This is a genomic window from Porphyromonas sp. C0026D3 (assembly GCF_056590775.1).
This window is the reverse complement of record NZ_JBWPWU010000006.1, coordinates 139,906-164,320: the sequence shown is the minus strand read 5'-3', so window position 1 is coordinate 164,320 and position 24,415 is coordinate 139,906. Positions and strand designations below refer to the sequence as shown.

Below are 24,415 nucleotides of genomic sequence, written 5' to 3'. Positions count from 1 at the left end.
ACCGCCTCACGAAAAATACCGACACACGACCTCATGAAAACAAAGAGCAAGATCAAATGGGCGAAACGACTCTGGTACGGCCTCGGCAAGCTCCCGCTACCGATGCTGTATGTACTGTCGGACTTGGTCTGCCTCGTCCTCTACCACCTTCTGCGCTATCGTCGCGAGGTGGTGGCCGAAAACCTGCGTCTGGCTTTTCCGGAAAAGAGTGACCGTGAGCGTCGCAAGATCGAGCGACAGTTTTACCACTACTTTTGTGACACCTTCATCGAAGCCCCCAAGATGATGACTTGGTCACCGGAGCAGATCCGGCGACACTTCTCCATCAGTGGGACGGAGGCGGTGGCCGAGCTAAGCCGTGCCGGCAAAGACATCATCCTCTATATGGGTCACTACGGTCAGTGGGAGTGGATCCCCTCCATCGCTCTATGGGTACCGGAGATTGACTGCGCACAGATCTATGAGCGGTTGCGAGACCCGGTGGCAGACGAGATCATCCGAGCCAATAGGCAAGCGTTTGGGAGTCGATCGGTGGAGCGGCGCAACACTCTGCGCTACATGGTGGCGATGCACCAAGCCGGCAAACCCTATGCTGTGGGATTTGTGGCCGACCAATCGCCGTCGATCAACCAACTCTTGCACTACGAGACCTTCTTTGGGCTGGAGGTGCCGGTATATCTGGGGGCAGAGAAAATAACACACCGACTGGGGCTGGAGCCTTTTTTCCTAGAGGTCCGGCGCATACGACGGGGCTACTGGCAGGCGGAGGTACGACCGCTCCCCAAGTCCGGACCGTCGCTGACCACTACATTTTACCAACTGCTGGAGGAGATGATCCGGCGCGACCCGCCCTACTACCTCTGGAGCCACAAGCGTTTTCAGTATGCCAAGCAATTGCCAACACGACATTGACTTCATCATCACCTGGGTGGATATGCACGACCCGGAGTGGCAAAAGGACTTTGCCAAGTACTCGGGAAAGGAGAGTGGCAATGCCGTCTCCATCGCAAGATTTCGTGACTATGGTCTGATCCGCTATTGGTTTAGGGCTGTGGAGAAGTTTTGCCCGTGGGTCCGAAAGATCCACTTCGTCACCTGTGGGCAACACCCCGAGTGGCTGGATCCCGACCACCCCAAGCTCGTCTTTGTGGACCATACGGACTACCTCCCCGCAGAAGCATTGCCGACCTTCAACTCCAGCCTACTGGAGATGTTTTTTCACAAAATCCCCGGTCTGGCGGAGCACTTCGTCTACTTCAACGATGATGTCTTCCCGATCGCACCGGTGGCACCGGAGCGATTTTTCCGAGAGGGGTTGCCGTGCGACATCGCCGCTTTTCGGCTCAATACCGGTATCGGACTTTGGTCGCACTGCCTCAAAAACAACCTGCGTGTGATCAATGAACGCTTTGACAAAAGGGAGGTGCTGGCACGAGACCACGACAAGTGGTTCGACCCCACCTACGGGGCCAAGGGGCGTCTCACACGCCTCACCCAATGGTATCCTCGCTTCCTCACCCTACGGGTGCCACACAACGCCCAACCCTACCTCAAGCAAACCTACCACGAGGTCTGGGACTACGCCGGCGACCGACTCCGTGAGATGATTCCGCACAGATTTAGGTCACGGGAGGACTTTACGCAAGAACTCTTTAGGACCTGGCAGATCTGTCGCTCCAACTTCGTCCCCTACAACACCTACCAAGACACCAAGATGTTTCCGCTCGCACTGCGCTCCGCCGGTGCCATACGCGCCATAGAGGAGCATAGCTACAAGCTCATCTGCCTCAACGACAGTGCCTATATCCGCAACTACGATGAGGTGATGGGGAATGTGCGAGACGCACTGGACAATCTGCTGCCGGAGCCCTCCTCCTACGAGCGACCGAGCGAGTAACCTAGTACCTGGGCGGGAATCCCAGCCACCGCAGGACCTTGTGCAGGCGATAGCGCCAGCGGTCGGCAGTCACCCCCGGGATCCGATCGACGCCAAGTGCACTCGCAATGGCTCGGACACGCTCCGCTGCATGTCGTCGGTCACGCCGGCGTCGCTCGTGAACGGCTCGACTCCGACTCCGCATGATCGATCCGGGCGCATGCACGTAGAGGTACTCCGCACCGGGAACAGTCACCAACGAGTCTGCCAAGCAAACAGCAGCAAACGAAAAGGGCAGATCCTCAATCAAACGGCCTTCCTCAAAAGCCAACCCCCGATCACGCAAAAAAGCGGTCGGGAAAAGATACCGAACCGCATAGCCCCAGCGACCGGCCCAGGTCACCAAGAGACGGTCGTGGCGGTCGATGTAGACCTTGCGCTCAACAAAACGCTGTGTCTTGGCACGATCCCACTCGTGAACCATTCCACAGCAAGCCAGCTCGGCACCGCTCTCCCGAATAGCACGCATCATCAGCTCATAAAAGTCGGGGGTAATGCGGTCATCAACATCCATGAAGTGAAGATAGGCACCGCTCGCCTCACGGATACCACGGTTGCGAGTGTACGAGAGTCCACGGTTCTCGGGGTTGCGCAAGAGACGCACCTCGTGGTAGCGTGCCCAGAGTGCGACCGACTCATCGGTGGAGCCATCGTCAATCACCAGCAACTCTAGGTGCGGATAGCTCTGGCCAAGCATCTGCTCCATCAAGCCCTCAATGTACAGGGCACCATTATAGCACGGTATCACCACCGTGATGAGGGGCAGCCCCTCGCCTTTAAGTTCGGTCATAACTATTCTGCTAAGTTGGATCTTACTACCTGACAAGTTACCCCAAAAATTGCTCACCCACAATAAACCCCGGCTCCGAGAGTCTCATTTGCCACTCCTGCCACCGAAGCTCCGGGAGCGTTGCACTCCAACTTCCGATGCAGGCATGCCAGACCTCAGGAAGCCCAGCACGGATACTTGCCACCGAGCGACCTAGGGTGCGGAGAGAGCCATTTCCCCAGCACACACATTTTCTAAACCTTTGCTATACCATCAAGGTCACAATAATCACTATTTCATAAACGCAAAGCAAAAACAATAAAAACATTCATAACAATACAGCAGTTTGTTTATATTCATATTAACTAAACAGTATGATGAGTATGATATCATTTTCTTTGGGTAAAAACGTTTGTTAATTCAGAGAAAATTCCTATCTTGCCCGCAGATACGAAATCCAAAAGCGTCAATAGCGCAGTTGATTGACCTAGTTTGAATAAATAGCGAACAAAACAAGCAGATAATTAAAATACCTCCAACGGCATTGTAAAATAACTGGTCTTTTAGCCCAAGTTTTTGCCTACCATTTAATACCGTAACCATCTAAGCACCACAGCCACTATGTCTCCCTACCTTGTCCTTGGCCTGACACTCGGTTATTTTTTCCTGATGTTTGTTGTCTCCTACCTGGCCGGTCGCCGGAGTGACAATGCCGGATTTTTCATCGGGAACCGCTCAAACTCTTGGGTCCTCGTGGCGATTGCCATGATTGGCTCCGGGATCAGTGGGGTCACCTTTGTCTCCGTTCCCGGCATGGTGGCGGCTCGAGGTATGTCGTACCTGCAGATGGCACTTGGCTTTGTCTTGGGGCAGATATTGATTGCGTTTGTGCTGGTGCCACTCTTTTACCGCATCAAGCTCTTTTCTATCTACGAGTATCTGCGGGATCGGTTTGGGATGACGAGCTACAAGACAGGGGCATGGATCTTTTTTGTCTCCAAGATGCTGGGGGCATCTGTCCGGATCTTCCTAGTGGTGCTGACGATGCAACTATTGGTCTTTGACCCGCTGGGATTGCCTTTTGGGCTGAATGTGCTGACGACCGTTGCCTTTGTCTTTTTGTACACCTTCTTTGGTGGCGTGAAGAGTGTGGTGAGCGTGGATGTGCTGAAGACGGTCTGCTTGGTAGCCTCGGTCGCACTCTGCATCGTCTATATCGCCAAGGGGCTGGGACTGGACTTTTTGGGGATGGTGAGCACCCTCCGGGAGAGTGATATGTCTCGGGTCTTCTTCTTTGATGACTTTAGGGATGGGCGGTACTTTTGGAAACAATTCTTGGCCGGTGCCTTTACGATGGTGGCCACCACGGGGCTGGATCAAGACATGATGCAACGCAACCTCAGTTGTCGAAACGACAGTGAGGCTCGGACCAATATGATGGTCAGCTCCATCTTTCAGTTTTTTGTCATTGCGCTCTTTTTGCTTCTTGGGGTGTTGCTGTACACTTTTGCGACACAGATGGAGATCACTCTGCCGGAGAATAGCGACCAGGTTTTTCCTTTCCTGGCGACAGGGAGCTACTTTCCGAGTATCGTGGGTATCCTCTTCATCGTGGGGCTGGTGGCGGCCGCTTTTCCGGCCGCAGGATCGGCCCTGACAGCATTGACCACCTCCTTTACCATCGATATCCTAGGAGGCAAGGACAAAAGTGACGCACAGCTCACCAAGACCCGCAAGGGGGTGCACCTAATGATGGCGGTACTGATGGGGGTCTGCATAGTTCTCTTCAATGCTTTCAACAACACCTCTATCATCAATGCCGTCTACGTCCTCTCCAGCTATACCTATGGGCCACTGCTGGGGCTCTTTGCATTTGGGATCTTTTCGAAGAGAAAGGTGCGTGACCGTATGATACCTCCGGTGGTGCTACTGTCGCCCATCATCTGTCTGGTGCTGGACCTCAACTCCGACCGATGGTTCGGTGGGTACCACTTTAGCTACGAGATCCTGATCCTCAATGCCCTCTTTACCATGATCGGGCTCCGGCTCATTAGTACAAAAAAGGGGGCTTGACCAACCGATAGCCAAGCAATGATGACAGAGAGTAAGCGCATAGTAGCCATTGACATCCTCCGAGGAATGACGGTAGCCGGTATGATCCTGGTGAATAATCCCGGCTCGTGGGGACACATGTATGCACCTCTGCAGCATAGCGAGTGGAATGGACTGACGCCTACGGACCTAGTCTTTCCCTTCTTCCTTTTCATCATGGGCGTGTCGATGTACATCAGCTTGTCGAAATATGACTGTCGGCTCTCTCGCTCTGTGGCCTACAAGGTCGCCCGACGGACGCTCCTGCTGATCTTGATTGGCTGGGGAGTGGGTTTTGTGGCCACCTTTTTGCGGCGCTGGTTTCAGCCCGAGGTGGGGGCCACTCTCATGGAGCGGCTGGTCCATGCGCTTGACTACCCCGCTCATATGCGGATACTGGGAGTATTTCCTCGACTTGGCCTGACCTATGGGCTGGGCTCTCTACTCCTGCTGACGGTGCGGAGTCGGGGACTGAAGTGGCTTATCGCTCTGGTCCTAGTCGCCTACGCAGCTCTCCTCCTCATGGGAAATGGCTACCTGTACGGACCCGAAAACATACTTGCCCGTGTGGATCGCGCACTGCTCGGAGAGAAGCACATGTACAATGACAACGGTATCGATCCAGAGGGGATACTGAGTACCTTGCCGGCCACTATGCAGGTACTAGTAGGTGCCCTGGTGGGCGAACGACTGATGAGCGAAAAAGGCGACCGCCGGATGGTGGTGCTCTTCGTGCTCGGGACGTCGCTTACACTAGCAGGGTATGCACTGGGATGGTGGCTCCCGATCAACAAGAAAGTATGGTCGCCCACTTTTGTCCTCGTCACCTGTGGCCTGGGCACTCTCCTGCTGGGGTTGCTGATCTGGGTCACTGAGGTGCAGAGACGGGTAAAGTGGGCTGCTTTTTTCAGACACTTCGGTGCCAATGCCCTCTTTACCTACTTGGCATCCACGGTGCTGACGTTGCTCTTTTTGTACGTGCCGGTACAGGCTGATGGCAAGCGAGTGGCCGGCCTGGCTTGGTCCGCACTCTCGGAGCTTCTTCCATCGCCTGAGTCGGCCTCCTTTGCCTACTCCTTGATCTTTTTGGGCCTCAACTGGGTCATCGCATATACACTGTATAGGAAACGAATTTTCATCAAACTATGATACTGATAGCCGATAGTGGATCTACCAAAACGGAATGGGTCGCTCTGGACCCCCAAAGCGGTGAAGTAAAAGCCCGAATAAACACTCGTGGGCTGAACCCTTTTTTTGTCACCTCGGAGGAGATTGTCACCGAGTTGCAGGAGATGGTCTGTCCCTCGGTAGAGGGCTACTCATTTGACAAAATCTACTTTTACGGGTCGGGGGCACGTGAGGAAAAGCACTCAATGATCCGGCAGGCCATCAATGATGCGATAGCCGGTGGCGTGACTGTCAAGACGGATATGCTCGGTGCCGCTCGCGCTGTCTGCGGCAGCGAGCCGGGTATTGCCTGTATCCTCGGCACCGGAGCCAACTCCTGCTACTACGACGGCACCGATATCTGCGAAAATATCCCACCACTGGGCTATATCCTCGGAGATGAGGGAAGCGGTACCATGCTGGGCAAGATGTTGGTGGCTGATCTGTGCAAGGGGCTGCTCCCTGAGGAGCTGAAACAGGCGTTTGTGGAGAGCTACCCCGATGTCGACACAGCCATGGTACTCCGCCGAGTCTACAATGAGCCACAGGCCAACCGCTTTCTTGCCTCTTTTGCACCTTTCGTGCGCAATCACATCGACCATCCACGGATGCATAGCCTGGTCCTGGAGGCATTTCGATCCTTTTTTAGGCGCAACGTCCAGCTCTACTCCGCCTCCGAGACCACTCAGGCACACTTTGTGGGATCGATAGCCAAGGCTTTTGAGCCGATACTGCGTGAGGCCGGTGAGGAGGAGGGGATCACAGTCGGCACCGTACTAAAAACCCCTATGGAGGGACTGATCATATACCATACCAACCCGAATAACCAATGACAGACTTTAGGAACATAACCGAGAGCACCTCCCTCTACGACAACCTCGAGCAAAAAAGCACCCTCGAGATCCTAGAGGAGATCAATACCGAGGACCACAAAATCGCGGACGCCGTACAGCACGTACTCCCGGCAATTGGTGCGCTCATCGACGATATCCTCCCCTGTATGGAGCGAGGTGGACGGGTCTTCTATATCGGAGCCGGTACCAGTGGACGCTTGGGCGTGCTCGACGCCTCCGAGATTCCGCCCACGTATGGGATGCCCCCCACACTCTTTGTGGGGCTGATAGCCGGAGGAGACTATGCACTACGACATCCGGTGGAAAATGCCGAAGACCTACGGGACCAAGCCTGGGAGGATATGAAAAAACACGACATCGGACCCAACGACTCTGTCATCGGGATCGCCGCCAGCGGTACAACCCCCTACGTCATTGGCGGACTGGAGCAGGCCAATAAGCACGGACTCGTCACCGGAGGGATCACCTCCAACCCCGGCTCACCCATCGCCCGCACCGCCAAGCACCCCATCGTCACCATCGTCGGACCGGAGTATGTCACCGGCAGCTCTCGCATGAAAAGTGGCACAGCACAGAAGATGGTGCTCAACATGATATCCAGTACCCTCATGATCCACATGGGACGCGTGCAGGGAAACAAAATGGTCAACATGCAGCTGAGCAACAAAAAGCTCGTGGAACGTGGCACCCGCATGCTGATGGAGTACTACGACTGGCCACATGACCGTGCACAGGCAGAGCTACTGAAGGCAGGATCTGTACGTGCTGTACTTGATAAATACGCAAAGTGATGATGACTAGAAAGACGACAGTCCTACTTTTCCTCCTTTCCCTCTCCCTATCCGGTCTGGCACAGGAGAGACTTCTCCGGCGTGCCACCCCCGAGGAGATGGGGATGGATGGGCGCATGCTGGCTCGGTGCGACAGTGTGATTACCACCGCCATAGCTGACTCGCTACTCCCGGGTGGCGTGCTAGCAGTGGTGCGGGAGGGAAAGATGGTTTACCTCAAAGCCTACGGTCACCGCAGTCTCACCCCTACCGTAGAGCCGATGACCGTCGAGACACTCTTTGATATGGCCTCCGTAACGAAGCCTATGGCAACCGGTATCAGCATCATGCAACTCCTCGAAGAGGGACGTATCACACTACGCGACCGTGTCGCCGACTATCTCCCCGACTGGGACCCCAAGGATCCGATCCGGATCGGCCACCTACTGACCCACACCTCCGGCCTACCCCCCTACGCCACAGTCTCCGAAGTGCTCAAGCGGGGCGAAGCAACACCTCGTCGCGGTCTGGAGAAGCATATAGCCGAAGTGGCGCGACTTTACACACCGGACGAGGGACGGGTGACCTACAGTTGTCTCAACTTCATCACCCTACAGTACATCCTTGAGAAGGTCACGGGAGAAACGCTCAAGGACTACGTCACCGATCATATCTATCGTCCGATGGGACTACGTCACACCGGATATCTCCCCACCGGGAAGAACCTCCAAAACTGCGCACCCACCGAGCTACAACCCGATGGTCTACCCCTGCGTGGGTCCGTCCACGACCCGATGGCACGGGTGCTCAATGGTGGCATATCAGGTAATGCGGGGCTCTTCTCCACCGCTGAGGAGATGGCTGCTCTTTGCACCATGCTCATGAATGGAGGACTCTGGCACGGCAAGCGCATCCTCAGACCCAATACCGTGCGAGTCTTCACCTCCCTCCACCCGGCGTTTCCCAACGACAGTGGTCGCACACCCGGCTTTGGCTCATTCCCCAATATCCGGGCAATGGGTGACCTACTCCACGAGGGGACCTACGGCCATACCGGCTACACCGGCACCTACATCAGCATAGACCCGGAGACGCATGTAGCCATCATCTGGCTCGCCAATCGGGTCCACCCGCACGACAATACCTCCACCACACAACTCAATCAGGTGATCTCCAATATCGTCGCCTCATCAGTCCTAAAGTAGCCCACACTATGACACTCAGGCACAATCTCGCATCTCTGCTCCTCCTACTCCTTCCCCTCAGCGCCACAGCACAGCTACAGGTAGGCGCCGACAGGATGGATGAGATCGTCCGACTAACCGAGGGGAAAAGCGTAGGACTGGTCGCCAATCAAGCGGCGGTACAGACCGATCCGGCACATACCTTTCTCCTCGATGCCCTGATACAGAATGGCGTCGTGGTCAAGCGTCTCTTCTCTCCCGAGCATGGCTTCCGAGCCATGGCCGATGCCGGAGCCAAGGTGGACTCCGCCAAGGACCCGGTCTCCGGACTCCCTGTCATCTCCCTCTACGGCAAGCACCACAAGCCCACCGCAGAGGACTTTGCCGGGCTGGATATGATCCTCTTTGACCTACAGGATGTGGGGGTACGCTTTTTCACCTACATCAGCACCCTCTACTACGTAATGCAGACCTGCGCCGAAACCGGCACACCCATCCTCATCCTCGACCGCCCCAACCCCCACGATGCAGTAGACGGACCGGTGCTCAAGGATAGGGAGTACCGCTCCTTTGTCGGAATGTTCCCCATACCGGCTGTCCACGGGCTCACCATGGGCGAGCTGGGGCAGATGATCAATGGAGAGGGCTGGCTGGGCGACAACCTCACCGCCGACCTCACCGTCGTCTCCCTCCTCGGATGGAAGCATGGCGACCCCTACAGCCTGCCGGTCCGGCCGAGCCCCAACCTCCGGAGCGACCGCGCACTGCTCCTCTACCCCACGCTTTGTTTCATCGAGGGGACGTGCTGGAGCGAGGGCCGTGGCACGGAGCACCCCTTTGAGCAGACCGGCTACCCCGACAAACGCATGGGCACACATACCTTTACCCCACAGAGCATCGCCGGAGCGCACAACCCCAAACACGAGGGAAAAGTCTGCTACGGGCCCGACCTCACAGGCTATACCATCAAGCCGGGGATCAACATCGAGATCCTCACCGACATAGCCACCCTCAGCAAGGCCGCCGGTGTCAGTCTGATCACCAGACCAAAGTTCTTTGACCTCCTTGCCGGAGGTTCCACGCTCCGCCGGCAGCTGGAGTCGGGCGTCTCACCGGAGGCGATCCGAGACTCCTGGCAGGCAGATCTCCAAAAGTACATTTCCATGCGTGCTCGCTACCTCCTCTACCCCGACTGTCGCTACGATTGTAGCACTCGGTAAAAGATGTGGCAAGAGGACACGCTTATCTTTAATTCTTCATCCCAAACTATTATGAATGCAAAAACAGAGTTCTGTAGCAGACGGCATCAAAGCAGCCCCCTATTTCTCCTGGGCTTGCTGATTTGCCTCCTCCTGCTCCCCGCCACACTGTCTGCACAGTCGAGACTGACGGTCAAAGGTACCGTCACCGACGAAAACGACCAACCGTTCGTTAGTGCGACCGTCTCGGTAGTCGGTGTACCCAACAAGGGAGCCATCACCGACCCAAATGGACACTTTTCCATCACTGACGTGGCCTCCAACGCTACCCTACGCATCTCCTTCGTTGGGTACACCTCCCAGGAGATCAAGATCAACGGGCGCACCAACCTCAAGATCAAACTCCTCCCCGACAGCGAACTCCTCAGCGAGGTCGTCGTAGTCGGCTATGGCACCCAAAAGAAAGAAAACCTCACCGGAGCCGTTGCCAGCATCGATGTCGACAAGACACTACAGAGTAGACCTGTAGCAGACGTAGGACACGCACTACAGGGTGCCACTCCGGGTCTGAGTATCACCTCCATTTCCGGCCAGTTGGGACAAGGGCCGACGATCAAGCTCCGTGGCTCCGCTGGATCCCTCAATGCAAAATCGGGCACTCAGCCACTTATATTGGTCGACAACGTTCCCATACCCGATCTCTCTTTCGTAAACCCCAACGACATTGCCTCCATATCTGTCCTCAAGGATGCGGCAGCCTCCTCTATCTACGGTACTCGTGGAGCCTTTGGAGTCATCTTGATCACGACCAAAAAAGGAAAAGTGGGCGACAAACCATCTGTCACCTACTCCACCAACTTTGCATGGAGCACCCCGACCATCATGCCCAAGCTGGCAAAAGCCTACGAAAATGCTCAGGCTATGCTGGAAATGGCACACCGCGAGGGAAAATCATCTATTGACAACTGGATCGGCTACAACGTAGATGAGATCGCAGTCGGGAAGATGAAAGAGTGGTACGACAAGTACCATGGTATGAGCGAAGCTGAGCTCGGAGAAATGCAAGAAGGGCGTGACTTTGAATACCGTGGTGGAAAATACTACTGGTATCGTGAGTTTGACCCGATCAAGATGTTCACAAAGACCTGGTCCCCACAGCAGACCCACAACATCACGGTCTCCGGAGGTACCAACTCTACGACCTACAGCATCGGCATGGGCTTCCTCAAGTAAGAGGGACCTCTCCGCTACAATCCGGATCAAAACCGACGCTACACCTTCAACCCCAACATCAGCACCAAGATCAATGACTGGGTTGAGGTACACGGTAGCATGATGTTCACGCATGACAATTACTCACGCCCCTATCGCTTTACCAGCGGAGTATACGACATGTGGTACTATCTGCTTCGGTGGCCGGCTTTTTACCCCTATGGCACCTACAAGGGCAAGACCTTCCGCAGCTCAATCACGGAGGTCCAGCAAGCCAAGATGGAGAGTCGTAAGCGCAACTACATGCGTATGAATGCAGGTACCGTCATCACACCGATCAAAAACCTTGCGATCAACTTTGACTACACCTTCACACTCGTCAGCACACACCTCCATCGCCCCGGTGGACAAGTGTACGGGTACGACTTCTTCAACACCACCAACCCCCTCAAGTACGACGGGCTATACTCCAAGTTCCACAACCGTGTCTACGAAGAGAGTGATTACGCCTACAATCATGTCTACAAGGCATACGGCACCTACGACTTTTCTCTAAACAACGAGCACAACTTCAAGCTGATGGCCGGATTCGATGCTGAGCAAAACGAGTTCCGAGGACACAGCTCAGACCGAAAAGAGCTCATCGACCTCGATATGCCCGAGCTGGCACTCACCACCGGTGATCAGTATGTGGACGACAATCCTTTCCACTACGACCAAGCAACAGCGGGATTCTTTGGGCGTCTCAACTACAACTACCTCGGCAAATATCTCGTAGAGCTCAATGCCAGATACGATGCATCATCAAAGTTTCCACAGGGACAGAAGTGGGGATTCTTCCCATCCGGATCCTTGGGCTGGCGTGTCTCGGAGGAGTCCTTCTTTGAGCCACTCAAGCCGACCTTCTCCGATCTCAAGCTGAGAGCATCATTCGGAACCATCGGCAACCAGGATGTGGCGGCCAATGCCTATCTCTCAACCATCCAGCAAAAGACCGGAAATTGGCTGGTGGATGGCAAGCAACTGCCCTACTTCAAAATGCCAAATGCCATATCTCCGCTACTGACCTGGGAGCGTGTCTCTACGTATGATATCGGTATGGACATGCGCTTCTTCAACAACAAGCTGGGCATAAGTTTTGACTGGTACAAGCGCATCACATCCGACATGCACTCACCGGGCGAAACCCTACCAAGCACATTCGGACAAAATGTGCCCAAGGTCAACTCCGGAGAGCTCACAAGTACAGGTATGGAGCTCATGCTAGACTTCCAGCATCAGTTCGAAAACGGCCTAGGTATCACAGCAAGTGCGACCCTGTCTACCGTAAAGGAAGTGATCACCAAGTACAACAACACCACCAAAAACATCTACGGCCTGTACGAAGGTAAGGTCTTGGGCGAAATCTGGGGCTACGAGACCGATCGCCTATTCACCTACGACGACTGTGTCAAAAACTCCAAAGGTACCTACCTCATCGACACCAAAAAGGTACCGGATCAATCCAAGTTTGAGACCGGAAAGTTTAAGTTCGGCCCGGGTGATGTCAAGTACAAGGATCTCAATGGTGACGGCAAGATCAACTACGGCTCAAATACCGTGGACGATCACGGCGACCTCAAAGTAATCGGCAATACCAACCCCAACTTTGAGTACAGCTTCAATCTTGGGCTGACTTATGCCGGAATGGACCTGAGCGCCTTCTTCCAAGGCGTTGGCAGCCGTCACGTGAATCCTCTCGGATCTGTCGGAATCCCCGGATTCACATATGAGGCTATGTTTGAGCACCAGATGGACTACTGGACACCCAAAAACACCAATGCATTCTACCCACGACTCATGCATAATGGCAACCTATCCAGCGATACCAAAAACTTCAAGACTCAGTCACGCTACCTGCTCAACCTGGGCTACCTCCGATTGAAAAACCTGACCGTAGGCTACAGCCTGCCCAACAACCTGATCTCCAAGGCCGGCATGAGCGGACTGAGGATCTACCTGAGTGGTGAGAATCTCTTTGAGATCTACAAGAGCAAGATACCGGTAGACCCGGAAGCCTCTACGTACAAAGTCTCAGGTAAATGGAACAATCCGCACTCATTCGGACGTACATTCCCATTCTCACGTACCATCTCTGTAGGTGCACAGGTGAGGTTTTAGCTAACTGATGAATTTATAAAGAACAACCCTTATGAAAATATATAAGAAAATAGGTCTATACGCCGGCTTTCTGAGCCTGGCAATGGGGGCGACATCCTGTTCAGACTTTTTGAACAGACCCCCAAAGACAGAGCTGCCCAACAACCAACGATTTTACAGCAACGAAGTCACCCTTAGGGGATCGGCCAATGAGCTGTTGCCACTCCACTTTGGTGGCTACGAATCCGGATGGACCCGATCAAAGTTTGGCAATCAGACCACAGCCGCCATCTGGAGCGACGACATCTGCCAAAGCGGTGTCAAGGAGATGACCAAGAACGTCCCCACCAGCGGTGGAGGCTGGAACTTTGACTACATCAAGAAGCTCAATATACTCCTCAAAGGAGTGGAGGCGGGAACCCTGGCCGAAGAGCCCAAAGCGCACTGGAAAGGGGTATTCCTCTTTTATCGCGCTCTGGAAAATGCCAACCTTATCCGCTCATTTGGCAGTATTCCCTACTACGAAGAGGCCCCCGAGTACAAGGACACTGAGCTGCTGTACAAATCTCAGACCGATCGGGCAACCAACATGAGGAAGATCTGTGCGGATCTGGAGTATGCGGCACAGCACGTACGTGTCAAGGACCTTTATCCCAAGCAAGAGGTAAACCGAGATGTCGTCTGTGCACGAGCAGCAGACCTGATGTTGTATGAGGGCTCATGGCAGAAATACCACCAAAACAACCAAGCAGAAGCCAAGTTTTTCTTCGAAAAAGCCAAAGCCTTTGCCAAGATGGTAATGGACACCAAGAAGTACAAGCTCTCCGAAAGCTATAGAGACCTCTTTACCTCCGAGGACCTGGCACTCAATCCGGAGATCATCATGTACCGCTCCTACATGGCCGGCAAGGTGACCCACTCTGTCATGTCCTTTGAGATAGAGCAACCTCAGGAAAACGCGCCCTCCAAGTCTCTGATAGAGAGCTTTAGGACACTCAACGGACAAGCTTGGGGACAGGACGGCAACCCACAATACTATGGTGACAAAGTCTTCACCAACGAGATGAAAGACCGTGACCCACGTATGGGCTACTGCCTCGACATCGAGGGACCACACTACAACCTAGTGGAGTCGAAATACTCCACCTCCGGCTACTTCAACCGGAAATACATCCGGACAGAGTACATCGGGACCGCTCAGGGACAAAGTAGCACCAATACCACCGATGCTCCTGTGCTCCGCTATGCAGAGGTATTGCTCATATACGCAGAAGCATGTGCCGAGCTGGGCACCGTAGGAGGTCCTGCCATGACACAAGACGATATGGACAAGAGTATCAATACGATCCGTGATCGCAAGGACGTCATGATGCCCCACCTGCAGATCAGTGGAGACAATGTCCTGGTCAATGGAGTCCAAGTGATGGATCCTCAGCGCACCCCGGAAGTAAGCCCACTCCTATGGGAAGTACGCAACGAGCGACGCATAGAGATGGAGCACGAGGGTAAGCGCTACCTAGACCTCAAGCGCTGGAAAGAACTTTGGAGAGCCGACAGCAACAAAAACCCAAAACAAAACATGGGCGCTTGGGTGGACCGAACAGTGATCCTCAACTACCTGAAGACGGAAGCTGCGAAAAAGGCACCCCTCACTCCGGAAGATCTGAAAAAGATTGAGAAAAGCGTAAAAGAGGCCATACACACATTCGGTGATGGCGACCAAGGGTATTTGCAAGGCAATGTCAAGGACCTCCGAGTAGTGGAGGATAAGCACTACCTCGACCCACTACCCATAGACCAGCTGAAGCTCTACAAAGACCACAAGGCTGTACTGAAGCAAAACCCCGGATGGGAATAATCAACGCCGGATAATAAGAAGTATTTTTTGACAAAGAGAGGGTGTGTCATGCTCTGCAATGCATGAGAGGGCACACCCCCTCTTTTTGGACACACTAGGAGATGAAACTATTCAATAAAGCAGTACTACTCGCAAGCACACTCACCCTACTGACCGCAGGAGGATCATTGGCACAAGGGGTGGTGCCACTGATGATGAGGGATGCGGAGCGGGTGCGACAGGCGGAAGCGTATGCCGACCAATGGATGAGCCGGCTGACACCTAGGCAACGAGCCGCACAACTCATCATGCCGATGACCTGGCCCAAGGTAGACAAGGAGGGACTTGCCAACTGGCGCCGACAGGTGAAGGAGGCTGAGTTTGGCGGAGTCCTTTGGCAAAAAGGGGCACCGGAGGATGTGGTCCGCCTCGCCAACTATATGCGCCGTGAGGCCCGCATCCCCATGCTGGTCGCCATGGATGGAGAGTGGGGCCTCTCGATGCGCTTCTCCGGGACCATCAAGTGGCCACGCAATATCGTACTAGGAGCGGCGGACGATGTCTCACTTGCCTATGCCTACGGCAGAGCCACAGCAGAGGAGGCCCGGCGGATAGGCATCCATGTAGACTTTGCCCCGGTTCTGGATGTCAACAGCAACCCCCTCAACCCCGTCATTGGCACCCGTAGCTACGGATCCGAGGCAGACCTCGTGTCACGCCTGGGACTCGCCTACTCACTCGGGATGGAGACCGCCGGTCTCCTCTCCACAGCCAAGCACTTCCCGGGGCACGGAGACACCGCCACGGACTCCCACAAGACCCTGCCCGTAATCAACCGATTCAGAGATCAGCTGGAGACAGTCGAGCTGGCCCCCTTTAGGAGCTACATCAGCCAAGGATTTGGAGGCATCATGGTGGGACACCTCAGCATCCCCGCACTAGGCACCGGCGAAAAGGCCACCAGTGCCACACCCTATGTGGTCACGACCCTCCTACAGGAGGAGATGGGCTTCAGAGGATTGATCTTCACCGACGGACTCGGGATGAAAGGCATCATAGAGGGAGCCGGAGAGGACGGTGTGGCTGTCACCACCTTCTTGGCCGGGGCCGATATTTTGCTCGCCTCGGTAGATCCCTTCCAGGCACTAGACGAGATGGTTGCCGCCATGGAGAGTGGCAAAGTCTCCACAGCAGAGGTGGATAGACGGTGTCGCAAAGTACTCATCTGGAAGTACCTCCTCGGAGCCGACAGCCGGGAGCCAATCCCCACCAAAAACCTCTCAAAGGATCTAAACAGTGCCCCCTCGATCAAGCTCTGCCAAGACATTTACGATCGGGCCATGACCCTGGTCAAAAACGACAATGGACTCCTCCCCCTGACCACCGATGCAGTCAGCCATATCGACTACAAAACCGGAGCAACCCTCCCCAAGGAGACCGACCCAAAGACAACACTGATCCTCACCATCTCCGACAGCGACGCCACCTCCACTCCGGAGCTGGTAGCGCTACTCCGGGAGACCAAGAGTGTACTGGTGTTTCGGACCAGCCCCTACGTAGCCCTAAAGTACGCCGAAGCGATGGCCACTGCGGATGCGGTAGTCTTTGCATACGACAAGAGCGACTATGCAGATCGGGCACTTGACAAGGTCCTAAAAGGCAAGCTACCCTTCCAAGGCAAGTTGCCGGTCGACCTCGCCCCCCACTACCATGCCGGCACAGGCCTCTCCACACTAAGATAGCAATCGCATAGAGAGACCTCAATCAATAGTCCCCTGCAGCCACATGCTGTAGGGGGCTATCGTTTTTTCGCACCCAAAGCCACCCCTGCCGGTGCACAATAGCCAAAAGGCCGCCCAAATCCGGATGCCAACGGTCAGCGATCGGACGGAAAAGTCGGACCAACAGCACCCCGCCAAGGGTCGCAAAACCGATCAACGAAATGAACTCACCAAAAATGGTCGTGATACAGGATCAAATTCCCTTCTATCCGTCAAAGCAATTTCTTCTATCCGTGAAAAGGTTCGCTTCTATCCGTGAAACCGATCGCTTCTATCCGTGAAACTCAAGCCCCCTTGTAACCATCTGACTACCACCACTCCCAAAGAGACTCTTTTTTTCACCCCTAAAACCACTTCCCCCCTTTTTTGGGGGGATCAACTGACGCAAGGCTGTTTGGATGAATGACTAGCGACATTTTTTTTTGGGGGGGGGATAGAAAAGGGGTGTAAATCAACGTATCACGTGATTTACACCCCTGCTTGCGGAGGGGGAGGGATTCGAACCCCCGGGAGCACGAAGGCTCCAACGGTTTTCGAGACCGCCACAATCGGCCACTCTGTCACCCCTCCATTCGATGCGGGCAGGCAAAGGTACCTATTACTTTCCGTTTTTGAAAGAGTGGCGAGGAGGGGAAAAGGGCAAAATTGGGGCAAAATTACCTACTTATAGTGATGTCTTCTTGGATAATAGATGTTAACTTTGCGCCACGAATTCAGATAGTTAAATAAAACACTCCTGTAGCAATGGAGTTATGTGGATGAAGAAGGTATTTAGCTTTTTATTGTTTCTTGTTGCTTTTTTGCCCTGCCTGAGTGGTTGGAGTGCGTACGCCGCCTCTGACCTGAGCGGTCATGTGGTCACAGACGGTCCTACCACGCCCAAGTCAAAGGTCACTCTGGTGGTGGTGGATGCGGTGACCAAGGAGCCGATCATAAGTGCCATCGTCAAGTCGGATGATATCAAGACACCGGTGCTGACCGGCATGGATGGTGACTGCCAGCTGGCTTTTATCAAGCCGGTGACGAAGACCCGTGTGTATATCTCCTTTGTGGGGTATCGTCCGGTGAGTAAGTGGATCACCTTTGGGGCCGGCAACAAGGTGGTCGTGGAGATGTCGGAGGACTCGGAGCTAATGGATGAGGTGCTGGTGATCAGTCAGCGACGCCACACGTCATCGCTGCAACAGGCGATCAAGATCAGTACGGAGACTTTGGAGAAGAGTAGTTCGCTCTCCTTGGCCAAGATGTTGGAGTCGGTGCCGGGAGTGAGCAGTATCAGCTCGGGGGGCACGATTGCCAAGCCGGTGATACAGGGGATGCACAGCAGTCGTATCCTCCTGATGAATAACGGTGTGCGCCTGGAGAGTCAGAGCTGGGGGTCGGATCACGCTCCGGAGATAGACCACACGGGCGCAAGTGTCGTGGAGGTGGTAAAGGGGGCCGAGTCGATCAAGTACGGGTATGGTGCCATGGGGGGTGTGGTGTTGTTCAATGAGGCTGAGTTGCCTTTTGGGAACGACCGCTTCAAGGTGAATGGGCGGGTCAACCTAGGGCTCGACTCCAACTCGAGGGGGTACAGTGGTGCCGGATCAATAGAGATGGGATACAAGGCCTTTGGCCTGCGCTTGCACGGCATGTACCAGAGGGCCGGTGACTACAGCACGCCGGAGTATATCCTCAACAACACCGGCTACAACAACATCAGCTTCTCCGGACTCGGCGGGGTGAAGTGGCACAACCTTACGGCCACGATCTACAGTAGCTTGTACTACTCTAGGAGCGGTATCTACTTTGGGAGCAAAATCTCGGACATCAATCAGCTACTGGATCGATTCCGCGCGGGGCGTCCGGATCCCTCCACATTGTCGCCATTTAGATACGAGGTGGAGCCTCCTTTTCAGCAGACTCAGCACTTCATGCTCAAGGGCGATGTGAAGTGGCAGATCAATGATCGGCATAGTCTGTCGGTGATTGCCTCGTACCAGGACAACCTGAGGTGGGAGTTTGAAAACCGCAAGACGCACAACATGAGCTGGTATCCGGTGCAGGATCTTTTGCTTTCCACGTACCGTACCGATGCCAACTGGAATGCCCTGTGGGGACTCTGGGACATGAAGTCGGAGGTAGGGCTGTCGGGCACCTATCAGTACAACTACAACTACCCCGGCACGATGCAGCCGGCTTTTATCCCCAACTATGCGGCACTCACGATGGGTGGCTACCTGATCCACTCGGCCAAGATAGACAAGCTGCAGCTGTCGGCCGGACTGAGGTACGACTTTAGGGCCATGGATGTCGACGGGTACACCAATATCGGAGGCAGCCCCAAGTACTATACGGACTGGAAGGTCTTTAGCAACTACACGATGAGCTTTGCCGGTCACTATCAGTTTAGTGACAACCTGGATGCGCGAGCCAATATCGGCTGGTCTTGGCGTCCACCGGATATCAACGAGCTCTACTCTATCGGGCTGCACCACGGTACCTACTGGGTGGAGGGCAACCGCAACCTGGTGAGCGAAAATGGCTACAAGGCGGTCCTCGGTGCCAGATGGCGCAACAGCTGGCTGTCGGTGGAGCCCAGTGGTTTTTATCAGCATGTCAAAAACTATATCTACGACAGTATCGGGAAAGGTCTGGATCGCTTTCACAACCACCCGACGGGGAAGTACCCCAAGTTTGTCTACGGTCAGGACGATGCCCGACTACTGGGTGGCGACCTGATGGCCACGGTGTCGCCCTATACAGGGGTGAGCTTATCGGCCAGGGGTGAATGGATCTATGCCCGCAACCTGACCCAAAAGGAGTACCTACCCTTCATGCCCTCCGATAGGTACGGGCTGTCGGCGAGCTACGAGTGGGCCATGGGGCGAAACAAAGAGTACAGCTCCCAGGTATCCGTATCCGGTATCTTTGTGACCAAGCAAAAGCACTTCAACCCGGAGAAGGACTTGGTGAGCGAGACACCACCTGCGTATGCACTGATGAATGCCACGGCGGAGTTTACGTGGAATCTCCCCAAGTCCCGAGAGGTGAAGATCCTACTCATCGGAGACAACATCCTCAACACCATGTACAAGGAGTACACCGACCGATTCAGGTACTATGCGCACGGTAAGGGCGCCAATGTCTCGTTGCGGACGATCATTAAGTTTTGAGTGACATGAAAAAGATCTATAGATACAGTCAATTCGTAATAGCCACCTTGGTACTCCTCCTGACAGCGTGTGCCAATGACAAGATGGATGATTTGCTCAAGCGGGTCGTAAAAGCCCCGCCATCCTCGATCGAGAGGGTCATCGTCGGACACGACAACGTCTATGGGGTGCAGGCGATCCTACGCTTGGCGCGCAAGAGCGATCAGAGGCTGGAAAACAACGACGACATCTACACCGCCTACGACATTGCGCACTTCGCCACACCGATCCCCACCTATCAGGAGATCACGATTGGCATGGACGAAAACCGCAATATGGTGATCACGTCCGATCGCAAGGCCTTTGATGTGATCAAGTCCGATGAGTTTTACTACGGACTGGAGCTCAACTACTTTGACATCAACGGCAACAACATCAACCACCAGTTTGCCCAAATCAGCGACCAAGCGACCTCCAAGTCCACACAGAGGGAGCTGTGCAAGACCTCACCAGAGGCCACCCTATACCAGCACCAGCACTTCTTCACGATAGGCAATGCCTCCCAGGGCTACAAGGGTGCCGATGGCAAGGTCACCGGGAAATACCCACTCGTATATCCGCTGACCCCCGACAGCTTGTATATCGACAAGTACACCTTTTTGCTCAAGCCCGATGGCTCCTTTGTCAAGGCCGAAAGCACCTCGGGAAGCGTGATCTACACACCGCTGCTACCCCATACGCCCAATAGCCTCAAGTACAATCAGGCACTTGCCATGAAGGCCGAAGAGACCAACAACACCAACGACTACACCGACTCGGACGGACAGCGCTATCAGCTCTCGGAGCCACTGCCGGCAGACGAACTCAATGCCCTCGTCCCCGATCTATTCACCTACGAGTACCGAGACACGGATCCGCTCGACAAGATGCTTGGCGAGGAGGTGGACTTTGACGACCTGGGCGACAACCGTGGCTTTGTGATCAACGGATACCACGCACCCTACGCCATACGCCTCCGCATGCATCGCAACCTTGGGGGCGATCAGCTGGAGCGACTAGGCTTCAAGGGGATGTTGCAGTTCAGGCAATCGGATGTACACTTTCAGATGCACGTAGGCATCTTTCACATCAAAAACACCAAGATAGGCCGAGGTGGCCTCGGGGCAAAGTACGATGACGGAGAAGGCTCCGGTGCCAAAGTCAAGTACGACTACAACGAGCTCGAGTCCGGCCTCGGTGCCTTTGACTCACAGCTCACCATCCCATTCAGAGTGATGGCGGATGCCGACGGTGACCATGCACAGTGCATCCGATCGATAAAGAGGTACTACCCCGACGCCAACGAAGCAGACCTCACCAAGATGCTCTGGAAACCCGATGTGTACTTCAACCGCTTCCCCAGCAAAAACATGTAATCGCAGAACGACCTAGGCATGAAACGCAACACAACCATACATACCCTCTCGGCAGTCATCGCCTGCCTCTGCCTCCTATCGAGTTGCCAGACCTTCCTATTCGGCAAGATCGACTTCGACTACGACGAGAGCCCGGCTATCCAGCACAAGATGCCCACCTCAGCCGCAGACACCATCACCCCTCCAAAGGTGACAACCGACATCCCCAATCCCGACAAAGGCGGTGCTTTTGACAACTGGGCCTCCTGCCTCGTGATGTTCAAGGAAGGGCACCCACACGGGGGCGACCTCCTCCACGGCAACTTTGTCTACACCAAGGCCCCTTGGCGACAAGAGATGTTTGCCTTTGCCTACAACCGCCCTAGCGGTACCGACGTAGAGGTCCTAAAGTGGAGCACCATCTCGTACCAGGAGAGTGAGCGAGGTGGGGTCGGTCGAGACTACATACGTATCATCGGGGGAGTCAACAAGCTGTGGGGCCTCTGCCTCTACTTCTTTGACAAAAACGGCAATCGGATCAACGACAACATCTACAGCCACTCCGACGAGTACCAGATCTTCTACACCATCAGCGACCTCGACAGTCACGGCCGACCCTACGACCTACTCGATGTACGCTTCCGAAACGGAATGGACGATCCGCAAAAGTTTGGTACAGTCCGCCACGGCCAGCTCAACGAAAAAGCCTACCAAGAGGAGCAACCAATCGTGTCGCCCTTCTACAGCAAGTTCAAGACCTGGGACGAACGCGCACAAGCGACCCCCAACCTATTCACCTACACCTATCGCGACACCTGGACACAGGAAGACATGGGCGATGGAGCGACCGAGCTCTTCAACCTCCGCCTGCTCCCCCCATCCACTCGGACCAACTACTACGGAGCCGACCCCTGCTACGACCAAGACAATGTGGGACTAAAAGGGCACCTACGCTTCGACATGCTCGACAAGTACTACAGCATCGGCCAAGGCATCAACGGCTACAACGACTACAAGGAGGGAGAGTGGCCCATCGAGCGCTCCAAACCCAGCATAACCGGTAGCACCATCTACTCCCGCACCCACACCCTCCTGCCACAGTTCTATCTATCGGTACGGGTGATGAAGTGCCAAAAAGGCACCAAGACGGCCAAAGACATGCCCAAAAACAACGCACAAGAGCCCTTCGGAAAAGCGACCAAAGTCTGCGACCCATACTACGCACCCGGACCACAGTGGACCGAGATCATTCGATTCAACATCCCCATCAAGGTCTACACCAACATGGACGACTCCGACCCCACCTGTGCCGACTACAACGAACCCTACTACGTCCACCTCGCACGAGAGATCGGACTCACCCCCGAAAAAGCCTTCAATGAGGTCAAAAAAGTCATGACACACGGCAACAACGGAGGCTTCGCCTCATGGTTTTTGTAAACAACCCAAAACAAAATAATTATTTAGTATGAAGAAAATATTCACAACACTCACCACAGCACTACTGCTCCTCTCGGCCGCACTGATCGGCTGTACGAGAGACGGCCGCAGCCCACACAACCCCCACAACAAGCGCGGTGACAACTCCCGCACCGAAGCCAAAGACCTACTCATCGAGGAGGTCTACTACTTCGGCAACTACCACCACGCAATCACCGCAAACGAAAAAGCCGCCGGCAAAAAGGCCAATTGGAAACAAGGAAGCGAAGAGCGGTACAACAAGTACATCCGCATCACCAACCCCACCAAAAAAGACATCTCACTGGACGGCATGGGGATCGCCATCTCCCTCTACAGACCGGAGGCAAAGCCCGACTTCTCCGACGCTGTCGCCCCCTCCGTCTACAACGACTCACTGGCCATCTCCAAGCTCTACCTCTTCCCCAAGGGTGAGAGCAAAAACACCCTCAAGCCGGGCGACACACGCATCATAGCCACAGCGGCCATCAACCCCACCGAGGCCGAGAAAAAGCGGGCAGAGAAGTGGGAAGAGCAAGAGCTCGACTTTAGCGCACTCCTCGACCTCACCGTAGCAGACTACGAGCTAAACGATGAAAACCCCGCCGTCCCCAACCTCACCCCATTCTTCGACCTATCCGCCTTTATCCAAGGCGACTACGATGCCGAGGACTTCGATCCCTTTGACTTCCCCAACTCCACCGGCATCGCACTCGTACGGCTGGGCACAACCGACGAGGAGCTCCTCAATGCGATCATGGCGGTCAACCCCAAAAACAGAAAGACCGACAAAAAAGGCAAGTACACCCGCCCCACACCCTACAAGTCCAAGCACAACCCCTACGCCGACTACCGCTGGGCCCTCTTCCTACCCAACGACTGGATCACCGACTTCGTCTCCATATCCGCCAAGGACAATGCCCAATGGGTCGTCAACGCCAAGCTCGACCAAAGCAGCAACGGAGTCAACCAAAATGCCGGTGACGAAAAGGTAAACGTCGCAGGAAACTACGACGCCTGGGGCAAGTATGCCGGACTGTCGCTCACACGCAAAAACGATGGCAACAAGATCGTGGACACCAATGACTCCAACAAAGACTTTGAAGTCAAGGCTGCAAGCCTAGCCAAGAAGAAGTAAACTCACCACTTTTTTCCCCCCGACCTCTCTCCCGAGCCACAGACACGCCACGGGAGCGAGCGCCAAGGACGGTGACTCACACAACCCCGAGGAGGGGGCGTATCCGCAGATACGCCCCCTCCTTTTTCATACCCCACACAGGGAAAACACACCACGCAAATAGAGAACATTGGGCCGTCGTTGCGAGGGAGAAAAGTCCTTTTTCTCGGAGAAAAAGTCGACAAGGTCGGAGAAAAAGAAACTCATCTCCCATGAAAAAGATAAAATCACAGTGTGATTTATTCAAATCACACTGTGACCTGAAGAAATCACTAAGTGATTTATTGAAATCACACAGTGATTTCTACTT

General features: G+C 54.6%; 16 protein-coding genes, 1 tRNA gene and 1 pseudogene. 16 read left to right on the top strand and 2 right to left on the bottom strand.

What is annotated here, in order from left to right:
- The first annotated feature begins 33 nt into the window (after positions 1–33).
- Complete coding sequence (locus AC1EK1_RS06505; protein ID WP_480306115.1) at positions 34–912, top strand: lysophospholipid acyltransferase family protein; 879 nt, start codon at positions 34–36, stop codon at positions 910–912.
- Entirely contained in the window at positions 884–1,897 is a 1,014-nt protein-coding gene (locus AC1EK1_RS06500) for a stealth family protein (protein ID WP_480306116.1), read from the top strand. Before AC1EK1_RS06505 ends, AC1EK1_RS06500 begins: the two co-directional genes overlap by 29 nt.
- Before the next feature lies 1 nt (position 1,898).
- Here the strand turns inward: AC1EK1_RS06500 and AC1EK1_RS06495 are convergent, their stop codons facing one another.
- Positions 1,899–2,726 (bottom strand): glycosyltransferase family 2 protein, encoded by an 828-nt coding sequence (locus AC1EK1_RS06495; protein WP_480306117.1) that lies wholly within the window; start codon positions 2,724–2,726, stop codon positions 1,899–1,901.
- A 600-nt stretch (positions 2,727–3,326) separates the two neighbouring features.
- Between AC1EK1_RS06495 and AC1EK1_RS06490 the strand changes: the two genes are divergently transcribed.
- The 10 genes and pseudogenes from AC1EK1_RS06490 (at position 3,327) to AC1EK1_RS06445 (ending at position 16,900) form a co-directional block, all read left to right on the top strand.
- Positions 3,327–4,778, top strand: coding sequence for a sodium:solute symporter (locus AC1EK1_RS06490; RefSeq protein WP_480306118.1), 1,452 nt, complete (start codon positions 3,327–3,329; stop codon positions 4,776–4,778).
- An 18-nt stretch (positions 4,779–4,796) separates the two neighbouring features.
- Positions 4,797–5,945 carry an acyltransferase family protein gene (locus AC1EK1_RS06485; RefSeq protein WP_480306120.1) on the top strand — a complete coding sequence of 383 codons (1,149 nt, stop codon included), beginning with the start codon at positions 4,797–4,799 and terminating at the stop codon, positions 5,943–5,945.
- The gene (locus AC1EK1_RS06480) at positions 5,942–6,796 is read left to right on the top strand and encodes an ATPase (protein WP_480306121.1); all 855 of its coding nucleotides are present in this window, start codon (positions 5,942–5,944) and stop codon (positions 6,794–6,796) included. Before AC1EK1_RS06485 ends, AC1EK1_RS06480 begins: the two co-directional genes overlap by 4 nt.
- The gene (gene murQ, locus AC1EK1_RS06475; RefSeq protein WP_480306122.1) at positions 6,793–7,608 is read left to right on the top strand and encodes an N-acetylmuramic acid 6-phosphate etherase; all 816 of its coding nucleotides are present in this window, start codon (positions 6,793–6,795) and stop codon (positions 7,606–7,608) included. The genes AC1EK1_RS06480 and murQ overlap by 4 nt, the downstream gene beginning before the upstream one ends.
- Positions 7,608–8,792 carry a serine hydrolase domain-containing protein gene (locus AC1EK1_RS06470; protein WP_480306123.1) on the top strand — a complete coding sequence of 395 codons (1,185 nt, stop codon included), beginning with the start codon at positions 7,608–7,610 and terminating at the stop codon, positions 8,790–8,792. Before murQ ends, AC1EK1_RS06470 begins: the two co-directional genes overlap by 1 nt.
- An 8-nt stretch (positions 8,793–8,800) precedes the next feature.
- Positions 8,801–9,991 (top strand): exo-beta-N-acetylmuramidase NamZ family protein, encoded by a 1,191-nt coding sequence (locus AC1EK1_RS06465; RefSeq protein WP_480306124.1) that lies wholly within the window; start codon positions 8,801–8,803, stop codon positions 9,989–9,991.
- Between the two features lie 51 nt (positions 9,992–10,042).
- Entirely contained in the window at positions 10,043–11,203 is a 1,161-nt protein-coding gene (locus AC1EK1_RS06460; protein ID WP_480306125.1) for a carboxypeptidase-like regulatory domain-containing protein, read from the top strand.
- A gap of 36 nt (positions 11,204–11,239) precedes the next feature.
- Positions 11,240–13,342: pseudogene (locus tag AC1EK1_RS06455) on the top strand (SusC/RagA family TonB-linked outer membrane protein); the annotation flags it as partial.
- Between the two features lie 31 nt (positions 13,343–13,373).
- The gene (locus AC1EK1_RS06450) at positions 13,374–15,179 is read left to right on the top strand and encodes a RagB/SusD family nutrient uptake outer membrane protein (RefSeq protein ID WP_480306126.1); all 1,806 of its coding nucleotides are present in this window, start codon (positions 13,374–13,376) and stop codon (positions 15,177–15,179) included.
- Positions 15,180–15,280: 101 nt separating this feature from the next.
- Positions 15,281–16,900, top strand: a complete 1,620-nt coding sequence (locus AC1EK1_RS06445) for a glycoside hydrolase family 3 protein (protein WP_480306127.1) — start codon at positions 15,281–15,283, stop codon at positions 16,898–16,900.
- Positions 16,901–17,422: 522 nt separating this feature from the next.
- Here the strand turns inward: AC1EK1_RS06445 and AC1EK1_RS06440 are convergent.
- Positions 17,423–17,509, bottom strand: a tRNA-Ser gene (locus AC1EK1_RS06440).
- Positions 17,510–17,697: 188 nt separating this feature from the next.
- On the opposite strand from AC1EK1_RS06440, the gene AC1EK1_RS06435 reads away from it, so the two are divergent.
- The 4 genes from AC1EK1_RS06435 to AC1EK1_RS06420 are packed head-to-tail and all read left to right on the top strand — an operon-like array spanning position 17,698 to position 24,066.
- Entirely contained in the window at positions 17,698–20,097 is a 2,400-nt protein-coding gene (locus AC1EK1_RS06435) for a TonB-dependent receptor (protein WP_480306128.1), read from the top strand.
- Between the two features lie 5 nt (positions 20,098–20,102).
- Complete coding sequence (locus AC1EK1_RS06430) at positions 20,103–21,491, top strand: hypothetical protein (RefSeq protein ID WP_480306129.1); 1,389 nt, start codon at positions 20,103–20,105, stop codon at positions 21,489–21,491.
- Between the two features lie 18 nt (positions 21,492–21,509).
- Entirely contained in the window at positions 21,510–22,910 is a 1,401-nt protein-coding gene (locus AC1EK1_RS06425; protein WP_480306130.1) for a hypothetical protein, read from the top strand.
- A gap of 28 nt (positions 22,911–22,938) precedes the next feature.
- Positions 22,939–24,066 (top strand): DUF4876 domain-containing protein, encoded by a 1,128-nt coding sequence (locus AC1EK1_RS06420; RefSeq protein WP_480306131.1) that lies wholly within the window; start codon positions 22,939–22,941, stop codon positions 24,064–24,066.
- Positions 24,067–24,415 lie beyond the last annotated feature (349 nt).

Bases quoted from the DNA above. Each gene is read 5' to 3' on its own strand.
- AC1EK1_RS06435 (WP_480306128.1), top strand. From the start codon at position 17,698: ATGAAGAAGGTATTTAGCTTTTTATTGTTTCTTGTTGCTTTTTTGCCC.
- AC1EK1_RS06460 (WP_480306125.1), top strand. From the start codon at position 10,043: ATGAATGCAAAAACAGAGTTCTGTAGCAGACGGCATCAAAGCAGCCCC.
- AC1EK1_RS06500 (WP_480306116.1), top strand. From the start codon at position 884: ATGCCAAGCAATTGCCAACACGACATTGACTTCATCATCACCTGGGTG.
- AC1EK1_RS06470 (WP_480306123.1), top strand. From the start codon at position 7,608: ATGATGACTAGAAAGACGACAGTCCTACTTTTCCTCCTTTCCCTCTCC.
- AC1EK1_RS06495 (WP_480306117.1), bottom strand. From the start codon at position 2,726: ATGACCGAACTTAAAGGCGAGGGGCTGCCCCTCATCACGGTGGTGATA.
- AC1EK1_RS06430 (WP_480306129.1), top strand. From the start codon at position 20,103: ATGAAAAAGATCTATAGATACAGTCAATTCGTAATAGCCACCTTGGTA.
- AC1EK1_RS06445 (WP_480306127.1), top strand. From the start codon at position 15,281: ATGAAACTATTCAATAAAGCAGTACTACTCGCAAGCACACTCACCCTA.
- AC1EK1_RS06425 (WP_480306130.1), top strand. From the start codon at position 21,510: ATGAAACGCAACACAACCATACATACCCTCTCGGCAGTCATCGCCTGC.
- AC1EK1_RS06485 (WP_480306120.1), top strand. From the start codon at position 4,797: ATGATGACAGAGAGTAAGCGCATAGTAGCCATTGACATCCTCCGAGGA.
- murQ (WP_480306122.1), top strand. From the start codon at position 6,793: ATGACAGACTTTAGGAACATAACCGAGAGCACCTCCCTCTACGACAAC.
- AC1EK1_RS06450 (WP_480306126.1), top strand. From the start codon at position 13,374: ATGAAAATATATAAGAAAATAGGTCTATACGCCGGCTTTCTGAGCCTG.
- AC1EK1_RS06420 (WP_480306131.1), top strand. From the start codon at position 22,939: ATGAAGAAAATATTCACAACACTCACCACAGCACTACTGCTCCTCTCG.
- AC1EK1_RS06465 (WP_480306124.1), top strand. From the start codon at position 8,801: ATGACACTCAGGCACAATCTCGCATCTCTGCTCCTCCTACTCCTTCCC.
- AC1EK1_RS06480 (WP_480306121.1), top strand. From the start codon at position 5,942: ATGATACTGATAGCCGATAGTGGATCTACCAAAACGGAATGGGTCGCT.
- AC1EK1_RS06490 (WP_480306118.1), top strand. From the start codon at position 3,327: ATGTCTCCCTACCTTGTCCTTGGCCTGACACTCGGTTATTTTTTCCTG.
- AC1EK1_RS06505 (WP_480306115.1), top strand. From the start codon at position 34: ATGAAAACAAAGAGCAAGATCAAATGGGCGAAACGACTCTGGTACGGC.